Source organism: Blautia sp. MSJ-19, from assembly GCF_018918125.1.
Classification (GTDB): domain Bacteria; phylum Bacillota; class Clostridia; order Lachnospirales; family Lachnospiraceae; genus Blautia_A.
On the sequence record NZ_JAHLQA010000034.1, the window covers coordinates 1 to 21319 of the forward strand.

The 21319-nt window shown below is 43.7% G+C and carries 30 protein-coding genes; 27 read left to right on the forward strand and 3 right to left on the reverse strand.

All coding sequences use genetic code 11. The features are described 5' to 3' along the window. Nucleotides 1-32: 32 nt before the first annotated feature. Nucleotides 33-545: a hypothetical protein gene (locus KQI91_RS10850; protein WP_216392797.1), complete on the reverse strand. Its 513-nt coding sequence runs from the start codon at nt 543-545 to the stop codon at nt 33-35. Between the two features lie 131 nt (nt 546-676). Between KQI91_RS10850 and KQI91_RS10855 the strand changes: the two genes are divergently transcribed. The 18 genes from KQI91_RS10855 (at nt 677) to KQI91_RS10940 (ending at nt 12816) form a co-directional block, all read left to right on the forward strand. Then, nucleotides 677-823, forward strand: coding sequence for a hypothetical protein (locus KQI91_RS10855; RefSeq protein ID WP_216392798.1), 147 nt, complete (start codon nt 677-679; stop codon nt 821-823). 51 nt (nt 824-874) lie between these two features. Continuing rightward, on the forward strand, nt 875-1111 hold the full coding sequence (locus KQI91_RS10860; protein ID WP_216392799.1) for a toxin HipA: 237 nt from the start codon (nt 875-877) through the stop codon (nt 1109-1111). Next, nucleotides 1108-1260 (forward strand): hypothetical protein, encoded by a 153-nt coding sequence (locus KQI91_RS10865; RefSeq protein WP_216392800.1) that lies wholly within the window; start codon nt 1108-1110, stop codon nt 1258-1260. Before KQI91_RS10860 ends, KQI91_RS10865 begins: the two co-directional genes overlap by 4 nt. A 91-nt stretch (nt 1261-1351) precedes the next feature. Beyond that, the gene (locus tag KQI91_RS10870) at nt 1352-1564 is read left to right on the forward strand and encodes a hypothetical protein (protein WP_216392801.1); all 213 of its coding nucleotides are present in this window, start codon (nt 1352-1354) and stop codon (nt 1562-1564) included. Then, entirely contained in the window at nt 1561-2832 is a 1272-nt protein-coding gene (locus tag KQI91_RS10875; protein ID WP_216392802.1) for an AAA family ATPase, read from the forward strand. The genes KQI91_RS10870 and KQI91_RS10875 overlap by 4 nt, the downstream gene beginning before the upstream one ends. Further along, a complete protein-coding gene (locus KQI91_RS10880) occupies nt 2833-3957 on the forward strand; it encodes an ATP-binding protein (protein ID WP_216392803.1) in 1125 nt (374 codons plus the stop codon). It begins immediately after the preceding gene. A gap of 14 nt (nt 3958-3971) precedes the next feature. After that, on the forward strand, nt 3972-4418 hold the full coding sequence (locus tag KQI91_RS10885; protein ID WP_216392804.1) for a DUF669 domain-containing protein: 447 nt from the start codon (nt 3972-3974) through the stop codon (nt 4416-4418). 3 nt (nt 4419-4421) lie between these two features. Continuing rightward, nucleotides 4422-6011 (forward strand): DEAD/DEAH box helicase, encoded by a 1590-nt coding sequence (locus KQI91_RS10890; RefSeq protein ID WP_216392805.1) that lies wholly within the window; start codon nt 4422-4424, stop codon nt 6009-6011. Between the two features lie 2 nt (nt 6012-6013). Continuing rightward, a complete protein-coding gene (locus KQI91_RS10895; protein WP_216392806.1) occupies nt 6014-8281 on the forward strand; it encodes an AAA family ATPase in 2268 nt (755 codons plus the stop codon). 258 nt (nt 8282-8539) lie between these two features. Beyond that, nucleotides 8540-8935, forward strand: a complete 396-nt coding sequence (locus KQI91_RS10900) for a RusA family crossover junction endodeoxyribonuclease (protein ID WP_253288541.1) — start codon at nt 8540-8542, stop codon at nt 8933-8935. Beyond that, nucleotides 8932-9156, forward strand: a complete 225-nt coding sequence (locus KQI91_RS10905) for a hypothetical protein (RefSeq protein WP_216392807.1) — start codon at nt 8932-8934, stop codon at nt 9154-9156. Before KQI91_RS10900 ends, KQI91_RS10905 begins: the two co-directional genes overlap by 4 nt. After that, nucleotides 9153-9536, forward strand: a complete 384-nt coding sequence (locus KQI91_RS10910; protein WP_216392808.1) for a hypothetical protein — start codon at nt 9153-9155, stop codon at nt 9534-9536. The genes KQI91_RS10905 and KQI91_RS10910 overlap by 4 nt, the downstream gene beginning before the upstream one ends. Nucleotides 9537-9548: 12 nt before the next feature. Continuing rightward, the gene (locus tag KQI91_RS10915; RefSeq protein WP_216392809.1) at nt 9549-9896 is read left to right on the forward strand and encodes a hypothetical protein; all 348 of its coding nucleotides are present in this window, start codon (nt 9549-9551) and stop codon (nt 9894-9896) included. Between the two features lie 57 nt (nt 9897-9953). After that, complete coding sequence (locus KQI91_RS10920) at nt 9954-11207, forward strand: hypothetical protein (RefSeq protein WP_216392810.1); 1254 nt, start codon at nt 9954-9956, stop codon at nt 11205-11207. Nucleotides 11208-11304: 97 nt separating this feature from the next. Further along, nucleotides 11305-11613, forward strand: coding sequence for a hypothetical protein (locus tag KQI91_RS10925; protein ID WP_216392811.1), 309 nt, complete (start codon nt 11305-11307; stop codon nt 11611-11613). Continuing rightward, nucleotides 11610-12053 (forward strand): YopX family protein, encoded by a 444-nt coding sequence (locus KQI91_RS10930; protein ID WP_216392812.1) that lies wholly within the window; start codon nt 11610-11612, stop codon nt 12051-12053. Before KQI91_RS10925 ends, KQI91_RS10930 begins: the two co-directional genes overlap by 4 nt. Then, complete coding sequence (locus KQI91_RS10935; RefSeq protein WP_216392813.1) at nt 12050-12217, forward strand: hypothetical protein; 168 nt, start codon at nt 12050-12052, stop codon at nt 12215-12217. Before KQI91_RS10930 ends, KQI91_RS10935 begins: the two co-directional genes overlap by 4 nt. Next, a complete protein-coding gene (locus KQI91_RS10940; RefSeq protein WP_216392814.1) occupies nt 12214-12816 on the forward strand; it encodes a hypothetical protein in 603 nt (200 codons plus the stop codon). Before KQI91_RS10935 ends, KQI91_RS10940 begins: the two co-directional genes overlap by 4 nt. Nucleotides 12817-12864: 48 nt before the next feature. On the opposite strand, the gene KQI91_RS10945 is transcribed toward KQI91_RS10940, so the two are convergent. Further along, entirely contained in the window at nt 12865-13266 is a 402-nt protein-coding gene (locus KQI91_RS10945) for a type II toxin-antitoxin system HicB family antitoxin (RefSeq protein WP_216392815.1), read from the reverse strand. A 32-nt stretch (nt 13267-13298) separates the two neighbouring features. Beyond that, a complete protein-coding gene (locus KQI91_RS10950) occupies nt 13299-13481 on the reverse strand; it encodes a type II toxin-antitoxin system HicA family toxin (protein WP_216392816.1) in 183 nt (60 codons plus the stop codon). Between the two features lie 217 nt (nt 13482-13698). Here KQI91_RS10950 and KQI91_RS10955 point away from each other — a divergent pair, with 217 nt between their 5' ends. Genes KQI91_RS10955 through KQI91_RS10995 form a run of 9 tightly spaced genes read left to right on the forward strand, consistent with a single transcriptional unit; the run spans nt 13699 to nt 21309 of the window. Further along, on the forward strand, nt 13699-13962 hold the full coding sequence (locus tag KQI91_RS10955) for a hypothetical protein (RefSeq protein WP_216392817.1): 264 nt from the start codon (nt 13699-13701) through the stop codon (nt 13960-13962). A gap of 14 nt (nt 13963-13976) precedes the next feature. Beyond that, nucleotides 13977-15614: a PBSX family phage terminase large subunit gene (locus tag KQI91_RS10960; RefSeq protein WP_216392818.1), complete on the forward strand. Its 1638-nt coding sequence runs from the start codon at nt 13977-13979 to the stop codon at nt 15612-15614. Continuing rightward, nucleotides 15611-15790, forward strand: a complete 180-nt coding sequence (locus KQI91_RS10965; protein ID WP_216392819.1) for a hypothetical protein — start codon at nt 15611-15613, stop codon at nt 15788-15790. Before KQI91_RS10960 ends, KQI91_RS10965 begins: the two co-directional genes overlap by 4 nt. 36 nt (nt 15791-15826) lie before the next feature. Further along, nucleotides 15827-17242, forward strand: coding sequence for a hypothetical protein (locus tag KQI91_RS10970; RefSeq protein ID WP_253288543.1), 1416 nt, complete (start codon nt 15827-15829; stop codon nt 17240-17242). A gap of 2 nt (nt 17243-17244) precedes the next feature. Continuing rightward, complete coding sequence (locus KQI91_RS10975; protein ID WP_216392821.1) at nt 17245-18363, forward strand: Ig-like domain-containing protein; 1119 nt, start codon at nt 17245-17247, stop codon at nt 18361-18363. After that, nucleotides 18364-19317, forward strand: coding sequence for a phosphodiester glycosidase family protein (locus tag KQI91_RS10980; RefSeq protein WP_216392822.1), 954 nt, complete (start codon nt 18364-18366; stop codon nt 19315-19317). A 13-nt stretch (nt 19318-19330) separates the two neighbouring features. Continuing rightward, entirely contained in the window at nt 19331-19762 is a 432-nt protein-coding gene (locus tag KQI91_RS10985; RefSeq protein ID WP_216392823.1) for a minor capsid protein, read from the forward strand. Next, nucleotides 19762-21000, forward strand: a complete 1239-nt coding sequence (locus KQI91_RS10990; protein WP_330654548.1) for a phage minor capsid protein — start codon at nt 19762-19764, stop codon at nt 20998-21000. Before KQI91_RS10985 ends, KQI91_RS10990 begins: the two co-directional genes overlap by 1 nt. A 3-nt stretch (nt 21001-21003) precedes the next feature. Beyond that, a complete protein-coding gene (locus KQI91_RS10995) occupies nt 21004-21309 on the forward strand; it encodes a CTP synthase (protein WP_216392825.1) in 306 nt (101 codons plus the stop codon). The last annotated feature ends 10 nt before the right edge of the window (nt 21310-21319 follow it).

Consider the following 21319-nt stretch of genomic DNA (forward strand, 5'->3'; position numbering starts at 1 on the left):
CAATATAGTTCCTACCGAGGGATATGCCACAGTTACAAATGTTTTATCTGATCACACGGCAATTCAATTTGCTGTACCTTCCCGCGAGTGGAATGAACTTGAAAAATCAGAGGAGTGGAGGGATTTTCAAGCTCTTCTGGAGAAAATTCAAGAAGCATTTTGCCAGCAGAAGCTCCCAACTGCTGAATAGCAATGGGAAATTCAAGATTATAGAGAAACTTACGATCAACAACTTCCTTTCTATGAAAATGAGAATATTCTTCTACACACAAAGGGTATTTTTTTACCGTTAATTCATGATTGTTTAGAAAAACATGCACATCAGTTATTGCAATGGGAAGCTGAGAACGGTTCTCAAAGGTAATATCTAGTAGCATTTGCTTTTGGTCTTTTTTGTAAGCAACATTGCTGACTTGGATTTTTAGATTTTTTCGTTTGGTATAGAGGGTAATAAGAGTACCAAATGAGCCGATGATAGAAAGTAAAAGCGTGATGTTCGCTTTTGTGAAGAAGTGACTTATTAAAGAAATGGAAGATTCGTTCATATTGTTCTCCTTAGTCTAAGTATTCAGGCATGGCAGTGCCTGTAATTACAGTATAGGAGGATACAACATAAAACACAATATGTACAACTAGAATAGACAGAAATCGAAAAAATAAGAAAGAGGTGAACGTGATGACAGAAGAAAGAAAAACTCTCTTGAGCGAAATTACAGAAAACCTGCAGCATCTGGATCAGAAATCCCTAGAGCTGATGCGTACAGGAGTAAAACTTCTCATAAGCAGAGACGCAATTGAAAATATGGAAAAGAAAGCGGGGTGAGAAAAAGCAGTTCGACAAATATCGACTAAAAAGGAAAGAGAGGTGAGAGATGTGGCAATTCAGTACACATCAGAAGAAAAAAAGTACGTTCTCCTTAAAGGAAACATCCTGAAGCGCATGGAAGCTGAAAGAGTATCGGATGCTCAGATGGCTGCTGCTACTGGAATGGCAGTGAGAACATACAGAGAGAAAAAATTATATCCAGAGAAATTCACTTATCCAGAACTCAGAAAATTGTTTATCCGATTGAAGTTTCCAGAGAGTGAGATATTGGAGGCACTGACATGAGAGATTTAATTGATTCCATCCTGATTGGAGCTTCTGCGAGCTTTCTTCCATTCTGGATCTGGAACAATGTTGGTGATCAGCTTGCCGGAGCACTGGCACTGATTGGAATAGTGTGCATAGCCAAAAGGTGGCGTGTATGGAATGCGTAACGAAAAAGGATCCTCAGAGCGGCAACTCAGGAGGACCCACTAACAATAGTTTATCACCCTTTCATTGTATGAGGGTAGAAAGGAAAAGTCAATGATTAAAGTTGAGAAAATTGAGAATGGAATGAAACTGGAAATGGCGGGAGATTCACATAATCTGATTCGTGAATTTAACGAGATTCTGAAAGCAATGTACAAAGTACTGGATGAAAGCCTTGTAAAGTCAGTTCCATTTACTACAGAAGATATCTTACACACAATGGTACATAATGCAGCGGCTAAAAAAGAGGAGGAAGAGGAAAGATGAGCATGAAGATCAATAAGCTGGAGATTGAGAATGTCAAACGTATCAAGGCTGTAAAAGTAGAACCAAAAGCAAATGGTCTCACTGTGATTGGTGGAAATAACAATCAGGGAAAGACTTCTGTTCTTGATTCCATTGCATGGGCTCTTGGAGGAGAACGCTACAAACCATCACAGGCAACACGAGAAGGTTCTGTAATTCCACCTACATTACATATCGTAATGAATAATGGTCTTGTTGTGGAGCGTAAAGGAAAAAACAGTGCCTTGAAAGTCACTGATCCAAATGGACAGAAGGCAGGACAGCAGCTCCTTAATGAATTTGTGGAACAGCTTGCATTAGATCTTCCTAAATTTATGGAAGCTTCTGGCGCGGAAAAAGCAAAGATCCTTTTACAGATCATTGGTGTTGGTCCGCAGCTTACTCAGTTTGAACAGCAGGAAAAAGAGCTTTATCAGGAACGCTTATATATTGGCCGAACTGCAGACCAGAAAGAGAAGTTTGCGAAGGAACAGCCATATTTCGCAGATGCACCCAAAGACCTTGTATCTGCCTCTGAGTTGATCCGGCAACAGCAGGAAATCCTTGCAAGAAATGGAGAAAATCAGAGAAAGCGTGAGCATCTGCACCAGTTGGAGCAGAAGTATCAGCGTATCAATGAACAGATGACGGTTCTTCTGGCAGAGCAGAACCAGGTGGAAAATGATCTGGAAATCGCCAGAAAATCTGCACTGGATTTGCATGATGAGTCTACAGAAGAGCTGGAACAGAACATTTCCAATATCGAAGAGATCAACCGGAAAGTCAGGGCAAATCTGGACAAGGAAAAAGCAGAAGACGATGCAAAAACATATCGTGATCAGTACAATTCACTGACAAAGGATCTTGAAGCTGTCAGAGATAAAAAAGCACAGCTTTTGGATTCGGCAGAACTTCCACTTCCAGAACTGTCTGTTAAGGAAGGTGAACTAATCTACAAAGGCCAGAAATGGGACAACATGTCTGGTTCTGACCGGTTAAAGGTGTCAACTGCAATCGTAAGAAAACTGAATCCGAACTGTGGTTTTGTGCTTCTGGACAAGCTGGAACAAATGGATATGAAGTCTTTGAAGGAGTTTGGTGAATGGCTGGAAGCAGAAGGTCTTCAGGCAATCGCAACAAGAGTAAGTACAGGTGATGAATGTTCGATCATTATCGAAGATGGATACGTGGTTGGACAGGATATTCCGGAAACACCGAAAAAGAAAGAATGGAAGGCAGGTGCATTTTAAATGGAGATTACGAGAGGTAAGATCCCATGTGCAAAAAAGGTAGTTATTTATGGACCGGAGGGAATCGGCAAGTCGACATTTGCCAGCCAGTTCCCGGATCCGGTGTTCATCGATACAGAAGGAAGCACGAATTCCATGGATGTGGCAAGACTGCCAAAGCCTACAAGCTGGCAGATGCTTTTGGATGAGATTCAGTATGTGAAGTCTCATCCGGATGTATGCAAAACATTGGTCATTGATACCATTGACTGGGCGGAATCCATGTGTATCCAGAGTATCTGTGATAAACATCAGAAATCAGGCATTGAAGACTTTGGTTATGGTAATGGTTACGTCTATACAAAGGAAGAAATGGGACGTTTTCTGAACAGGCTTTCAGAAGTTGTTGAAGCAGGTGTAAATGTCGTGTTGACTGCGCATGCCCAGATCCGTAAGTTTGAACAGCCGGATGAACTGGGAGCTTATGACCGCTGGGAACTGAAACTTGGAAAGAAAACATCATCCCAGACATCCCCACTCATTAAAGAATGGGCGGATATGCTTCTGTTTGCAAACTATAAGACGTTTTCCATTGCTGTTGATGATAAGGGGCAGAAAAGAAAAGCACAGGGCGGGGAACGTGTGATGTATACATCACATCATGCCTGCTGGGATGCAAAGAACCGCTATGGACTTTCGGAGCAGGTACCGTTCAGCTTTTCATCAATCGCACATATCATTGATGACAGCAGACCAGCTGAACAGCCAAAAGTTGAACCACAGCCTGCATATCAGGTAGAGAAGCCAAAAGCAACACAGCCTGCGCAGGCACCGGTTCAGCAGACATATACTGCAGGTGAGCAGGTGAACCTTCCATTGAATGGACCAACTAAAACGGAAGAACAGAAAACATTCCCTGCACAGGATCCGGCAATCCCTAAAGCACTGCGTGATCTGATGGAAGCCAATCACGTAGATGAATGGGACATCCAGAATGTAGTGGCTGCCAGAGGATACTATCCTGCAGATGTGAAGATCAGAGACTATGATAAAGAGTTTATCGATGGATGCCTGATCGGGGCATGGCAGCAGGTTTATCAAATGATCAAGGAAATGAAAGAAAAACAGGAAGTACCGTTTAATTAAGGAGGATATGAGATATGGCAACAGAAGGAAGAGAATTTGGATGGGATGACACTATTAAAGAAGATGCTCAGGAGTTCGAGCCGCTTCCGGAAGGTGACTACAATGTAACGATTGAGAAATTTGACAGAAGCAGATCTTCTGGAAGTGGAAAGCTTCCGGCATGCAATATGGCAGTTGTGTACTTTCATGTACATGCTCCGAATAGAGAGATAACTATCCGTGAGAACTATGTGCTGCACAGCAGTCTGGAGTGGAAACTGTCAGAGCTGTTCCGCGGTGTTGGACTCAAAAAAGAGGGCGAGGAGCTTCGAATGGACTGGAGTGCACTGCCGGGTAAGACTGCCCGTGCAAAGATCGGACTGAGAGCAGGTACCAAGGATCCGACAAAGAAGTATAATTTTATCGACAAGCTTTATCCGAAAGAAGCATCAAAGCCGGCATTTACACCAGGGGGATTTTAAAAAATGGAGCTGAGACCATACCAGCAGGAAGCAAAAGACGCGATCTTTGAGCAGTGGGACAGCGGAGTGTTAAAGACTCTGCTGGTCCTTCCCACAGGATGCGGAAAAACAGTGGTATTTGCGAAGGTTACAGAAGATTGTGTTCGTCAGGGAAGCAGAGTGCTTATACTTGCTCACCGTGGAGAGTTACTGGATCAGGCTGCTGACAAACTGAAAAAGACAACGGGACTTGGCTGTGCAGTGGAAAAAGCAGAATCCTCATGCCAGGGCACATGGTTCCGTGTGGTTGTTGGCTCTGTGCAGACTCTCATGAGAGAAAAACGGCTGAACAGTTTTGCATCTGATTACTTTGACACGATCATCATAGATGAAGCACATCACTGTATTTCTGACAGCTACCAGAGAGTGCTGCAGCATTTTTCAGGAGCACACGTGCTGGGTGTTACGGCTACACCAGACAGAGGGGACATGAAAAATCTTGGAGCATATTTCGAATCCCTTGCTTATGAATATACACTGCCGAAAGCAATCAAAGAAGGATATCTGTCACCAATAAAAGCACTGACGATTCCATTGAAGATTGATATGGGCGGTGTATCCGTACAGGCAGGTGATTTCAAAGCAAGTGACATCGGCACAGCACTGGATCCGTATCTGCAGGGGATTGCAGAAGAAATGAAGAACTACTGCCAGGATAAGAAAACAGTCGTATTTCTTCCGTTGGTAAAGACCAGTCAGAAATTTCGTGATCTGCTGAATGAAAATGGCTTTCGTGCTGCAGAAGTAAACGGGGACAGTCAAGACAGGGCTGAGATCTTAAAAGATTTTGATTCTGGGAAATATAATGTCCTTTGTAATTCTATGCTCCTGACGGAAGGATGGGATTGCCCGTCTGTTGACTGTATCGTAGTCCTCAGACCGACGAAGGTCAGAAGCCTTTACTGTCAGATGGTTGGACGGGGAACCAGATTGTCTCCGGAAACGGGAAAAGACCATTTATTGCTGTTAGATTTTCTCTGGCATATAGAGAGACATGAGCTGTGTCATCCGGCGAGTCTGATTTGCGAGAGTACAGAAGTCGCCCAGAAGATGACAGAGAACCTGGAAAAGGAAGCGGGCAGGCCTGTCGATATTGAAATGGCAGAGAAAAAAGCTTCTGAAGATGTTGTGGCGCAAAGAGAAGAAGCTTTGGCAAAGCAGCTTGCGGAAATGAAACGGCGAAAGAAGAAACTTGTGGATCCATTGCAGTTCGAAATGTCGATCCAGGCAGAAGATCTGTCGAGCTACGTGCCATCATTTGGCTGGGAGATGGAACCGCCATCTGATAAACAAAAGAAACGACTTGAAAAACTCGGGATACTGCCTGATCAGATCGATAACGCAGGGAAAGCTTCCAAGATTCTCGATCATTTGGAAAAAAGAGAGAAAGAAGGACTCAGCACTCCAAAACAGATACGTTATCTGGAGGGAAAAGGTTTCCGGCATGTAGGGACATGGCAGTTTGAAACAGCTAAGAACCTGATTGACCGTATAGCCGGAAATGGCTGGAGAATACCGGAAGATATTGTACCACAGGAGTATAAAGGAGCATAAACATGGAGCAGAGGACAAGCCTTGCAGAAATAATTGAATACATCGATCCCGGTTCCCTGAGTTATCAGGACTGGGTGAATGTCGGAATGGCACTGAAGCTGGAAGGCTATCCGATCAGCGTCTGGGATCAGTGGAGCCAGAAAGATTTCAGCAGGTATCATTCTGGAGAGTGCGAAAGGAAGTGGAGGACCTTTTCAGGATCCTCTTCCCCGGTAACTGGTGGAACTATCGTGCAGATGGCGATGGAACATGGATGGGTGCCTGAAAGAGGACATGAACTGGACTGGAACGACAGCATTCAGGTTGACAGTGACCGTGTTGTAGTAGATAAGAACTGGCTGGAAGGAAAAGAGGTCCATGAACCTAAGAAATGGAACCCGGCAGAGCAGCTGATCACATACCTGGAAACACTGTTTGAAGCAGGCGAGAATGTAGGGTATGTGACGGGTAGCTGGGAAAAGACGGATGAGAAAGGTACACGCTGGCTGCCTCAGAAGGGTTCATGGGACCGTACTGCAGGACAGCTTATTGAACAGCTCAACAGCTGTGATGGAGACATTGGTGCAGTACTTGGCGATTACAATCCAGAAGCAGGAGCCTGGATCCGTTTCAATCCATTAGACGGAAATGGTTGTAAGAATGAAAATGTAACGGAATATAGATATGCACTGGTTGAGTCAGATCATATGGATATCGAGCAACAGAATGCTATCCTTCGTGAGCTGGAACTTCCTATTGCATGCCTGGTGTATTCAGGAAAGAAAAGTCTTCATGCGATTGTACGTGTGGATGCTGCAGATTACAACGAATACAGAAAGCGTGTGGATTACCTTTATGAGGTGTGCCAGAAGAATGGCATTGATGTAGATACACAGAACAGGAATCCTTCCAGATTGTCCAGAATGCCTGGTGTGCAGCGTGGAGAAAAGAAACAGTTCATTGTAGATACCAATCTGGGAAAAGCATCCTGGAATGAATGGTATGAGTGGATCGAAGGTGTGAACGATGATCTTCCGGAACCAGAAGGATTGGAAACAGTGTGGGATAATCTGCCGGAGCTGTCACCATGCCTGATAGAGGGGGTCCTCAGAAAAGGGCATAAGATGCTGATCGCTGGGCCTTCCAAAGCTGGTAAGTCATTCCTGCAGATAGAACTGTGTATTGCCATTGCAGAGGGCAAGAAGTGGATGCAGTGGCATTGTGCACAGGGACGTGTGATGTATGTCAATCTGGAGCTTGACAGAGCAAGCTGCCTGCATCGATTTAAAGATGTTTATACATCTATGGGAATCGCTCCGGAGAACCTTCAGAACATTGATATCTGGAATTTACGAGGCAAATCAGTACCAATGGATAAGCTGGCACCTAAGCTGATCAGAAGGGCAGCCAAAAAGGATTATGTAGCGATCATCATAGATCCGATCTATAAGGTTATTACCGGTGATGAAAACAGTGCTGATCAGATGGCAAACTTCTGTAATCAGTTTGATAAAGTATGTACAGAGCTGGGCTGTGCCGTAATTTACTGCCATCACCACAGCAAAGGCAGCCAGGGCGGTAAGAAATCCATGGACCGTGCTTCTGGTTCTGGTGTATTTGCCCGTGATCCGGATGCACTCCTGGATCTGATCGAGCTGGAACCGACAGAAGCTTTGATGAAACAGGAAGAGAATAAGGCTATCTGTGGAGCCTGCAAGAGTTATCTGGATGCCCATTTCAAGTGGCAGGATGATCTTTCACGGGATGATCTGCTAAGCAGTATACAGATGATGGATTATTGCAGAGCACATCTGGATAAGTGGCAGATGATAGCCTTGGAGAGGCAGGTAGAAGCCGCAAAGAACGTTGCAAAGTCAAAAACAGCATGGAGAATTGAGGGTACGCTCAGAGAGTTTCCGAAGTTCGAACCGGTCAATCTGTGGTTTGATTATCCGGTACATCGTATTGATCAGATTGGAAGCCTTAGAGATCTGCAGTTGGAAGCAGAAAAACCGATGTGGGAAAAAGCAGCTCAAAAAAGGAAAGAAAATGCTCAGAAAACTCGTGAGCGTAAGCTGAATGAATTTGAGATTGCATTTCAGAATATTGAGTTTGATGGCAGGGAAATATCGGCTACGGAGTTGGCCGAAGCTCTTGATACAAATTCAAGAGAACTGCTTTCGTGGCTGGGAGAAACCAAAAGACAGAAGAAAGAATTAAGAAGAAAATTCGAAAAATATATGGGTGATGATGGTAAAGCCTACATCAGAAGAAGGAGTGCACAAGACTGAGCACAACCTAGATTGCGAACAGTACGCATAACTATAATTTTTATGGTTATGTGCATACATGCTCAAAATCATAAATTTCTGGTTATGTGCAGAGCACAAAAGGGTGCGTGCACAACTATATACTACGTATATATGTATGTGCGTACCCCCACCTAGCGGGGGTAGGTAGTCGTGCGACAAGCTTACGCACGACGACCACCCACCCCGCACTCAGGTGGGCACCATACCTTGAGCACCAAAAGAAGGAGTTGAAAAATTTTGGAGACTGAATTTTTTTTAGCAATGAATCCTCCGACAGTAACTCATCAGGAACACAAGGTTACGGTCGTAAAGGGGAAGCCGATATTTTATGATCCACCAGAGCTGAAAGCTGCCAGACAGAAACTGATGGCATATCTTGGCAAGGAAGTTCCGGAAGAACCATATCGAAACGGTGTTCGATTGGTAACGAAGTGGTGTTTTCCTGATGATGGTAAACATGGCAATGGATCATACCGGATCACGAAACCAGACACAGATAATTTGCAGAAGCTGTTGAAGGACTGCATGACCAGAGTTGGTTTCTGGGAGGATGACGCGCTTGTGGCATCGGAGATCGTAGAAAAATTCTGGTCACAGGTACCGGGAATTTATATCAGGATTGAAGAATTATGACAGGACAGGAATTAATAAAGCTCTGGGAGTTATACCCGGAAGCAAGAAATCTATATGAACAGTATAACAGTATTCTGGTTGAAGATGACAGAGCCTGGAAGGAACTTACAGGTACAGCAGAAGAGCTGATCAGGAAGAGTAACACAGAATTATACACAACAGTGATTTTGGAAACGGTACGTCAGCTGGAATATTTGGCAAAGAGGAGAAAAGCCGGATGAACAAGATGCGTGAATATGAGCGAGGCCGTGAAGATGGTCTTGACCTTGCTCTCAGGATAGTGAAGCAGGGGGGGATTGAAGCACTGGAGAAGGAAATAAAGTTCCGAAATATCACCGGTGTACATACATCTCTTGCAACAAAGGATCTGGACAAGGCATCCCAGAAGATTAAAGAGATGACCTTAGACACATTTACGATTCTTGGAATCGCGGTATTGCATGATACTTTTGGTTTCGGTCAGATACGCTGTCAGAGATTTATGGACGGCATGGACAAGGGAGCTGAGTATCTTGCGGATGATCTGGCGACATGGCCGGACTATATCAACAGTATCAAGGAACAGTTGGGAATTGATCTGGAGATCAGATGGAATAATTGAGGAGGAAATAAGATGCTAATCAGAAGTCAGGACAGAGAAACATTAATCAATTTGGACAATTCGATTGTGATCGGTATTATGGATATTGAAGGAGCTATCAAAGTTATATGTTCGTATTCGTGTGAAGATTATATTATCGGGCACTATTCCACCGAAGAAAAAGCTCTCAAGGTGCTGGATATGATTGAGAGGGCTTATGCAGATGCAGAGTTAATTCCAATGACTGTGCCAAATATTGGAAAAATGTTTGCGGAAGGATCAGCATCAAAAGAGAAAGAACTTTTGGCTAAAGCTATTGGAGAAGTGCTTATGAAGAAAATGGTATTTCAGATGCCAGCAGATAACGAAGTAGAAGTATAAAAACAGAAAGGAGCCAGCCTCCGGCCGGGGCAAGGGTATACCGGGCTTCTTGAAGAAATGAAAAATGAATTATCTACAGAAGAGTGGAAACAGCAGAAAAAGGAACAGCGGGCAAGGTTTACAGCATTGCAGAATCTGCCTTATGAGATAAAACTGAAACGACAGGCACGAAGAGCCTGGCTGTTTTATGAGGAACTTTTAAGCAGAGATATGAATTGTCATGTCAGTGTTGGAGGCTTAGATAGTATCACACTGTATATCTGGCTGCTGAGCATTGGAATCGAAGTTCCAGCTATTTCAGTAACACATGTAGAAGATGTCAGTATCCAGAGAGTACATAAGGCACTGGGGATTGAGATTGTTCGATCATACAAAAGCAAGGTTCAGGTTCTCAATGAGGTTGGATTTCCGGTTATAAGTAAAAAGATCGCCGGCAGGATCAACCTTCTCCAGAATCCTACACCGGATAATAAAACAGTGCGACATGCGATCATTACAGGAGAGTGCGGAGCACAGGGACATTTTGCCAAAAACAGCAGAATGCAGCTCCCTAAGAAATGGCTCAATAAATTTGGCGGCTATGAGAACGAGAATGAGGGTACTCACTACGGAAAGCCTGATCCGGAGATTAAGGTATCAAAGGAATGCTGCTATTGGCTCAAGGAAAAACCTTGTGATGACTGGGCGAAGCAGCACAACAGCGCACCGTATCTTGGAATGATGGCCAGTGAAGGCGGTCAGAGAGAGGAAGCACTGATCGAGCATGGCTGTAACTATTATGGCAAGACAGTAATCAGATCTGCACCATTCGCGATTTTTTTGAGGCAGGATATATTGTTGCTTGCCTTGGCGATGGACCAATGGTATCACGAGCATTTGGATTACTTCGAAAGAAAATTCCATGAACAGCCTTATGGAAGAAACAAAAATGGAAGTCTTAAGGAATACGTACCAGTAGATTCAATTATTCCGGCGATATATGGAGTGATCGAAGAAAATGACATTGGAGTGTTGAGGACGACAGGTGCTCAGAGAACCGGTTGTGAAATGTGTGGATTCGGAATTCATTTGGAACAGCGTCCACATAGATTCGACCGACTGAGGGAAAGAAATCCGAAAGCCTGGGAGTTTTGGATGTATCGTTGTTGTACAGATCCGAAGACTGGCGAGAAATATGGCTGGGGTAGAGTACTTGATTACATTGGAGTTGAGTGGGAAGACATTCCACCAGTACAAATGACAATATTTGATTATCCGGAGGTATTGCCGGAAAAGAAGGGAGAAAACGAACAATGTTTAACTTTACATTAGGCTTTTTAGTCGGTATTGTAACCGGAGCTGCTGGGCTTATATGCGTTGCACTCGCATATAGCAAGAATCATCCGGACAAATAAGAGAGGAGAAGATCATGCTGACAAGGCACAAGCACTTGAGAGATTACGGGATCCCAGCAGACGACATTGAAAAACTGAATAACATGCTCAAGGATTTCCCGGAAGAATACACAGACATCCTCTATAGTGCCGCCCTGTCAGCCTGCCCTAAAGGGCTTGCGGAGCTGATAAGTTACGGCATCCTACACCAGAAGGGGTACGACAGTATGACACTCGAGAGATATGTTCCGATCAACCGCAGAGATTTCTATGCATACAAGAGAAAGACGCTTGCGGAGATGTATGATCAGATGCGGTTGCTGGGACTGTGGAAAGGGGAATGAAAATGAGAGACATACTTTTCAGAGGAAAGAAACTGGGCAACGGCGAATGGGTAGAGGGAAATCTGATTTTCTCGGTAGATGCAGATAAAGAGTTTGAAGCAATTATTATTCCAGTTGAGAATAGCGATATGTTTACTTTAACCAATGATAAAGATTTAGGCTTTGAGAATTGGCACAAAGTAGATAAAGAAACCATTTGCCAGTATACAGGACTGACCGATAAGAACGGAAAGAGAATCTGGGAGAATGATATCGTCCAGTATGGCACAGTTGCAGCTACCGTGGAATTTGGAGAATACGGGAATGGAAGTTTAGGATTTTGCGTAGATTTTCCAGAAGAAACCAATTATCGAAAAGATTTTTCGTATTGGTCGAAGAAAGTGGTCGTTATTGGAAATGTTTTCGACAATTCAGAATTATTGCAGGAGGTGCCGGAATGAGTAAAGCGATAAGTGATAATTCATATGTAGTAAAAGCAGAAGATTGGTGTCCGCTGATGGAACTGTCAGAGAAAGATACAGGAGATTATCCGGTAAATACATTTGACGCCGGACATGCGGAAGGCTGGAATGCTTGTATTGATAAGATTACGGGAGAATCATGAACGGTCAAATAACAATCTTTGAATGGATGGAACATCGGGAACATCCTAAAATGGCAATGGGATGTGAAGAATGTTATTGTAAAAACTGCCTGTTCTGGTGGTCTTCCAGATGCCCCTATGGTGACTGTTGGGACGATCATCGGGCAAAGGTGAAACCGTTTTGCAAATTATTTCCCGACCAAACACCGCGAACATTGTGGAGCGACTGGAAGAAGCCTGGAGAGCAGGAACATTGGTGCAGAGGCGGTACATTTTATCCCGAGCGAAAATGCGAACATTATGTAAAATACGAAGGGCAGACTGTAGAATGGTGTGTCAGGGCAAATATAAGTATTTTTCAGGATGGATATACAATGTGCACTCTCAAAGAATCTATTGGATGTGATGCTTGCATAGCGGAATCCGAGGGCAGAAAAATCAACGAATATGCCTGTGAGTACATGAGAGATACTGGATGCGAGCGGATGTTTGAAACAAAAAGTCTGATACTAGACGCGATACAAGAGGGCGATGATATAGAGCCGTGCATGGAACAGTGCTGCATTGGATGCACAAGAACTTGTGGTTTCCGGTGCGGGCGGAAATTGAAGTGGAATTAAAAAAGGACGGCATCCAGAAATGGGTGTCGCCCTTGTACTATAATAAAGTTATGAATGTGCCTGGATTTTGGCGATCAATGCATCCTGTAAAACTTTTGAATAGTTGATACCATATTTTTCACACGCGGTATTAAGCCATGCAGGAATGCTTAAAGTCTTTTTGACAGCTTTGTCGCTGTATGCACGGGCGAATTCATCCAGGTTAACACAGATTAGGTTGACAAGTGCAGCATCTTCATCTTTTTTGACTTTATCAATCGGAGTTGGATCAGGAAGAACATCGCCGTCGCGCAAGGATGTGAATAAATACTGACCACAAGCTTCCTGAGCCATTGCGAAAGCATCTGCAAGGTCATCTCCAAAAGTTGCCAGATCGTTGAGGTCCGGGAAGATGACAGAGTAACGTCCGTCTTCTTCTGGATAAAAAACAGCAGGATAAATATAATTCATGGTAACGCTCCTTTCTTTATGGGGAGCAGGTCTCATTTGAGACCCGCCTGTTTGAGTATGGAGTTGACAACCCTTTGAGGTATGTCGCCTCGATGAAACGGGATTGTAACTCTTCCCGGTTTGGTTGGATGTTTATATTGATGATGTGAACCACTCACATCCACCAGTTTCCAACCATCATTGAGGACTACTTTTTCAATTTCTCGAAATCTCATTTGTATTGTTTCCTCCTTACAAGTATATAGTAACACGTAAAATACGTAATGTCAATAGAAAATACGTAAAATACGTAAAAAATAATGATTTCAAAGGACTGGATTAAACCGGTTCTCTTTTTTTACGTCAACATGTCACCTCAGAAATCCCATTCTGCATGATATGATATTGTGAGAAGTGATATTATAGCAATATTTTACCTACAGAGGTGATAATGTGGCGAACTTAAAAGCAATCTCAAAGAAATTACAGAAAGCTATATTGTCTACTGGACTGGTTATAAAGATTGGAACATCACAGTTTTACAGCAAGGAGCAGGAGCGACTTATTACAGTTACGATTGTATCAACGCCAGTATTTTATCAGAATAAGTGGGGGAATTGGAAGACCTGTGATCATGAGATTATGCGGACTGCATCCCAGTATGATGTGGTGATGTGCTTAAAGGAGATATGGGAGGCGTGCAGAGAATGGAAATAGACAGGGGTGATTAGATGGGATTAACGCCTAAGCAGAAAGCGTTTGCTGACGAGTATATAAAGAATGGCGGGAATGCCACTGATGCCGCAATAAAAGCTGGATACGCTGAGAAAAATGCAAGAATAACAGGAGCAAAGAATCTAACAAAAGCTAACATTTTAGAGTATATAGCCGAAAAACAGTCCCTTATCGAAAAGCAAAAAGGCACTGACATCATGTCACTGGCAGAGATTCAGCAACGCCGTTCTATGATCGCAAGGGGAGAACTGACTGATTCCTTTGGCTTTGCCCCTGACTTCTCCGATCAGCTTAAGTCCATGAATGATCTGGAAAAGGCACTCGCTATCAAAGAAGCAAAGGAAGAACAGCAGAGGATAGCAGAGAAAGCTCGACTGCAAGAAGTCTATCACCTTGATCTGAGTGTCGTCCCGGATGTGTTTCACAGAATGATCCGGGATATCCGGGCAAAGAAACATTCAGAGTATATTCTTCCGGGTGGTCGTGGATCCATGAAATCATCTACAGTATCTCTGGTTATTCCGGAACTGATTAAGAATAATCCGAACATGCACGCGCTGATTCTGAGAAAAGTAGGCAACACTATCAAAGATTCTGTTTATGCCCAGATGAAGTGGGCACTGGATAAGCTGAATCTGTCACAGGAATTTGCCTGCAAAGTATCTCCTATGGAGATTACATACAAGGCAACCGGTCAGAAAATCTATTTTCGTGGTGCCGATGACCCGTTAAAGATTAAATCTATCAAGCCAGAGTTTGGGTATATTGGCATTGTCTGGTTTGAGGAACTGGATCAGTTCGCCGGTCCTGAGGAAATCCGAAACATTCAGCAGTCTGCTATCCGTGGCGGTAATGAAGCATATAAGTTTAAGTCTTTCAACCCGCCAAGAAGCAAGAATAACTGGGCGAATGAGTACACAACACAGGCGAAAGAAAAAGACGAGAGTGCAATGGTTCAGCATAGTACATACCTTGATCTGGGAATAGAGCAGGAATGGCTTGGTGATATGTTCCTGAAAGATGCGGAACATCTGAAAGAAACGAACCCGGATGCATATGACAATGAGTACCTGGGACATGCCAATGGTAATGGCGGCAACGTTTTTGAGTATATCGAAGAAAGAACGATCACAGATGAAGAAATCAGCCACTTTGACAGAATCTATCAGGGTGTAGACTGGGGTTGGATGCCTGATAAATATGCTTTTATTCGCCTTTACTACGATGCGGCGCGGGAAACGATCTATTTCATTGATGAGATGTACGAAAACAAGAAATCAAATGAATGGACGGCAGGGGAAATCAAACGCCGGAAATATAACGATTATGAGATTACCTGTGACAGTGCAGAGCCGAAATCCGTAAATGATTACAGAGATTTCGGACTTCCTGCCAGAGCTGCTATAAAGGGGCCAGGCAGTATTGAGTACTCAATGAAGTGGTGGCAGAGAAGAAAACTTGTTATTGATCCTGCCAGAACACCGAACGCGCGGGATGAGTTCAAAAAGTATGAGTATGAGCGGGACAAAGAAGGGAATATCATCAGCGGTTATCCGGACAAAGATAATCACCTGATCGATGCCGCGCGATATGCTACAGAGAGATTATGGACGAGAAGGGGGCACAGTGCATGATGCAGGAATGTGATTTTTGCAAGAAAGTGAAATTTTGGAAAGAAAATTCTGAATGCTGTCGGTTTGGTTGTATGCTGCATATACGTCCGGAAAATGCAAGCGGAAGTGTTACCACCAGTCCGTACAAGATTAACTATTGTCCGGTATGCGGAAAGAAGATAACAGCAGGTGACTAAATGGGAATCATATCAACGATAAAAAGGTGGATAGGGATGTTTTTCAAGAATCAGGCAGAACAGGACTTCCGGACAGAGGTGATCGAATCCCCTGTGATGGAAGCGATGATACAGAAATGTGCGAATATATACAGAGGTACACCGTACTGGGTGGATGAGGACGACAGGATCAAGACGATCAACTTTGCAAAGTCTGTTTGTTCTGAAACTGCCCGGCTTGCCACTCTTGCGATCGGCATCCAGATTGATGGATCCGCAAGGGCGACATGGCTCCAGGAACAGATTGACAGGATGTACTCTGAAATCCGGCACTGGGTAGAATACGGATGTGCTTATGGGACAGCGTTTATTAAGCCGAACGGTGAGGGATTCGATGTGTTTACGCCGTTGGACGTACTTCTGACAGACTGTGATAATCAGGAAGTAAGAGGGATCATCTTCAAGGATCAGTACGCAGAGGGCGACAAGTATTATACGCGACTGGAATACCACAGGTTTGTAGACAGCGTGGTTGATGGAGTAAACGTATCGCCTTATTACATCAGCAACCGTACCTATGTATCATCCAGTGCTGACAGCATCGGAAATCCTATAGAGATGAGCAAGACCAAGTGGGCGGGACTGCTGCCAGATACGCCTCCGATTATGAAAGCCAGCGGCGAGAGCCTTGACGGTCCGATATTTGGAGTATTCCGCACCCCACAGGCGAATAATGTTGACTTGAATACCGTTCTGGGGCTGCCTATCTTTGCAGAAGCTATCGAGGAGCTGAAAGACCTTGATATAGCATATAGCAGGAACGCAAAAGAAATATTGGATTCTAAGAAAGTTGTCCTTGCAGACGACAGACTTCTTATACCGGATGGTATGCCGATTTCTTCGCGATCTTCGGAGGGATTTGAAAGAAAACGACAGCAGATGAAACTTCCGGACTATATCAAGAATATATTTGGTGAGGGACCGGATGCTTTCTATCAGGAAATCAACCCACAGCTTAACACAGACACCCGTATCACAGGCATAAACGCTCTTTTAAGCCAGTTGGGCTACAAGATTGGATTCTCTAATGGGTATTTCGTATTCAACGAATCTAGCGGCATTCAGACGGCTACAGGGGTGGAAGCGGAGCAGCAGAGAACAGTCCAGTTTATTAAGGATGTAAGAGATAAACTAGAATCCTGCCTTGATGGAGCTATCTATGCAATGAACGTCTATGCAGATCTGTATGGTTTAGCACCGGTGGGGACTTATAAAGTAAACTATGATTTTGGTGATATCCTGTATTCCTATCAGGAAGACAAAACAAGATGGTGGCAGTATGTTTCTACTGGAAAAGTGCCATTCTGGTACTACCTTATGAAATTTGAGGGGATGACAGAAAAAGAAGCAAAAGCCCTTGCAAACGAAGCAAAGCAACAGAACAAAGACAGCGGATTATTTGGAGAGGAGTAAAGATGGCAGATACATTTAAAGGTTTTATTACGTCAGATGGAAGAAAGCTAAGAATATCTCATAATGATCTTGTGGATCTACCAGAAAAAGGAACAGAGATATCCTATAATGATTTGAAAGATTTGCCGGAAGCAGATGCTACATTAACGAAAACAGGAGCGTTTGCCGATGCAAAGACAGTTGGGGATAAATTCACGAAAAGTGAAGAAAGGATACAGGAATTAAAGAAAGCAATTGATGATGCTGATCAGACAGGCGCAGAGATTCCGGATAATGTAGTTCTGTTTGAAGAAGTAGAAGATGAAGAGAATCCCATGGATATAGAGAGCTTTGTTAAAGAAAAAATCAAAGAAAATCTGACACTGGATGCAGATGGAGAATACATTCGTCTGCTGTATGGAGAAGATGAACTTGGAAAAGTTCCTATGGGTAATAGCGGGGTGGAAGTGGTACCGTGCACTGGTGTCACGATTAATGAGTCAGATATGAATATTGATATCAGTAGTGCTAAAAGTTACAAATTTACAGCAACGGTAACACCTGCAGACTGCACACAGACGCTTCGATGGATATCTTCAGTTCCTACTGTAGCAACAATTTCATCTACTGGCGAGCTTACAGTTGTGGGAGAAGGGGCAACGGTGATAACTGCGAGATGTGGAAATTATACGGATACTGTCAATATTTCTATTGTGGATTCAAATGTATCAGTAGGTGTTGATAAAAATGGTGGATGGTTTATATCGAGCGGCGCAGCACAGCTCGACAGCAATACTATGCGTGCACACACATATTATGGAGACACACCACCAGCACAGTACTATACAGATACGAATTATGATTATGGCGTACCTTTGAAAAAAGGTGTAACATACGTTGTCAACCTGGAGAACACAGTTTCCGAAGCATTTTATGGAGCACAAATATACGATGCGTCCACAGCATCAAGATTAGTTGATGCAGGATGGAAAAATGCAGGAACGAAATATATGTATACTCCAGAAAAAGATGATTTGTATCTTTATGTCAATTTTAAGTATACTGCAGGTGGAACAACGATTACTGATAATATTCTGCAACAAATACAAGCAGCTTTTTCTGTAAGTACGGAGGTATCATAAATGGGTTACATTCTGACAGACAAAAATGGAAATAGAATAGTTTCGCCAGCTAATTATGCTGCTACAGATGAGCAGGTATATGAGCAGCTTGAAAGGTTACTTGAAGAAGGAAAAATATCTGGATCAAATAATTCCAGAGATACGCTTATCAGAGGGATATCTATTGAATATGGCAGGCTTAATGGCAGCAGTTTTTATTTTGCACGGATTCCGCAGTTTGATTTAGAAGGAAAAAAGGTTACACCTAAGGTAGCTATCACAAGTGCAGATGGACTGGTTGATGGAGCTAAAATATCAGCATTAGATTATGCAAAGCGTGAAAAGACTGCTTTTTGTGTGAATGCATCTTTGTTTAATACCAATACATCTAAACCGGAGGGACAGCTTGTTATTAATGGTGTTGATAAGACTGCATATAAGACTGATAGTTCCGGGAAAAAATATGCATGGATGGATAGCGATATGGGAACAGCGATATCTGATACAGAATGTTATCCTTTGTGTATCGATGCAAATGGAAAACTTTCAACACCGTATACAGATCGAAAGACAGATGCGGCCCAGCCATCTGCATTAATTGAAGCAGGATATAAATATGCTGTAACAGCCTGGGGGACTATTATCGATAACTATAAAAGTACGACAGCCGATACATGGGATGAAATCGTGCATAAAGATAAAAAAGTAGTGCGACAGGTTATTGGACAATTCCAGAACGGCGATTATTTTGTATGTAGCTTTGATGGGATAAAGGGGGCAGTTACTGTAAATGAAGCAGGAATGGACTATGATACGATAGCTACTTTTCTCATTTCCAAGGGGGTAAGATTTGCATATAGTTTAGATGGTGGCGGATCCTGTGAGACAACTATTGGAGACCGACAGATAAATCCTATTTTTGAAGGCAGTACTGGGAGAAAAGTGGCAACAGTTATTTACTTTTCGGCAGATTAAAGGTGCGGGGATTATGAAAATTAATAGCCATGTCGGCAGCGTACATATAAAACTTGATACCAAACGGATTGATGGCAATCTTAAAAAAGCCCAGAAAAAACTGAATATGCAGATTGTAGCAGATTGCAAGCCTTATGTACCATTCCGACAGGGGGCATTGAGGAGTAGCGTCCGGTTCCCGCAGGGCATAGATGGCGGTGAAATCCAGTACAACACACCGTATGCACACTATCTCTATGTTGGAAAGGTGTATGGGCCCAATATCCCCATTAAGGATGCACAAGGTAATATTATCGGTTGGCAATCACCACCGAAGAAATCACCGACTGGTAGAGATTTACAATATCATACTCCGGGAACAACAAGCAAGTGGTTCGAGGAGGCAAAACGGCATAATTTACCGGATTGGACAAGACTGGTGAAGAGAACGGTAGGTGAAAAATAGTGCTATATCCAGAGTATTTTTTGGGAAAAGAACAAAGGATCCTTTCTCTCTATCAGGAATTAGAGGACTTCATCCTGACTGATATTTCTCGGCGACTTCTACAGGCAGGCAGCATGACTGCAACAGCTGATCGGCTTATCTGGAGACTTACACAGATGGGCGAAAGCCGGGCGGCGATCGAGCAGAAATTACAGAGTCTTACCAAGCTGTCACAGCAGGAGTTGAGAAAGGTCTTGCAGAACACTGTACTGACTTCCTGGGACAATGACAAGGACATCCTGCTTGGCATCAATGAGAATATCAGCCCGCCACTGGAAAATCCAGAAGTTATTGCGGTGATGGATGTGGAATTCAAGAAAACGCTTGGTGAATTATCGAACCTGACAAGGACAACTTTGAATCAGTCCCAGAAAGACCTTATTAATCTGCTTGACGAGGTGGATATGCGGATTGTATCTGGAGTGCAGCCTTACACCGCCGCTGTAAGTGATGTTCTGGACAATTATGCCGGTAAGGGACTTATGATAGATTATCCAACAGGAACAAGGCGAACACTGGAAGCGGCTGTAAGGTGTTGTGTAGTGACATCTATGAACCAGACATCGGCACAGGTGACAAATCAGTACATTGCGCAGGCTCAGACCAATTATGTCCTTATATCGGCACATCTGGGTGCGAGAACCGGGAAAGATGAACACTCCAATCATGCAGGATGGCAAGGGAAAGCGTACCGCCTGAGAGGATCAGAGCCGGGTTATCCAAATTTGGCAGAACATACGGGCTATGATATTGACCCGACAACGGGACAGGGAACTGTTCTGGATCCAATGGGATTGCATGGCTATAATTGTCGTCACAGTCACCAGCCATGGGCGAAAGGGCTACGGAATCCGTGGGAGAGTGAACACAAGGTTGATTCTGAGGAGAACAAGAAAGTGTACGAGAACACCCAGAAGCAGAGAGCGATGGAGCGAGCTATCAGGAAGACCAAGCGGCGTCTGATCGAGAAGCAGCAGATTTTGAGTTCTGACAATATCCCCGATGAGGTCAAGAAAGATATCCAGGAAAAATATGACCGTTTGGCGTATCGACTGACTGAACAGAACGGGGCTTATAATTCTTTCTGCAAGGATAACAACCTCACTGCACAGTATGATCGCAACAAAGTAGCAGATTTCGGCTACAGCCAGCAGTCAAAAACAAATGCCGGAGCAAAACGGTATATGAAAGGACATTAACCAATGAATGCAGCAGAATTTATTCAATTTTTTCTTACTATCTGTGGCGGTATCTCCATTGTAGGCGGTGCGGCGGCAGTGATCGTGAAGTGGATCGCCCCGGCGTTCCGCTTGAACCGAAGAGTGGAAGTGCTGGAAGACCATGATCGCCGCGATTTTGAAACGCTCAAGCGGATTGCCGACCGGGATTCCCTGATTCTTGAGGTCTTGTCAACTATGCTGGACAGCCAGATCTCCGGGAATAATGTCGAGGAATTAAAAAAAATGAAGCAAAAGCTAACGGAGTATCTGACGGCGAATCAGCGTTGAGATAGGGCAA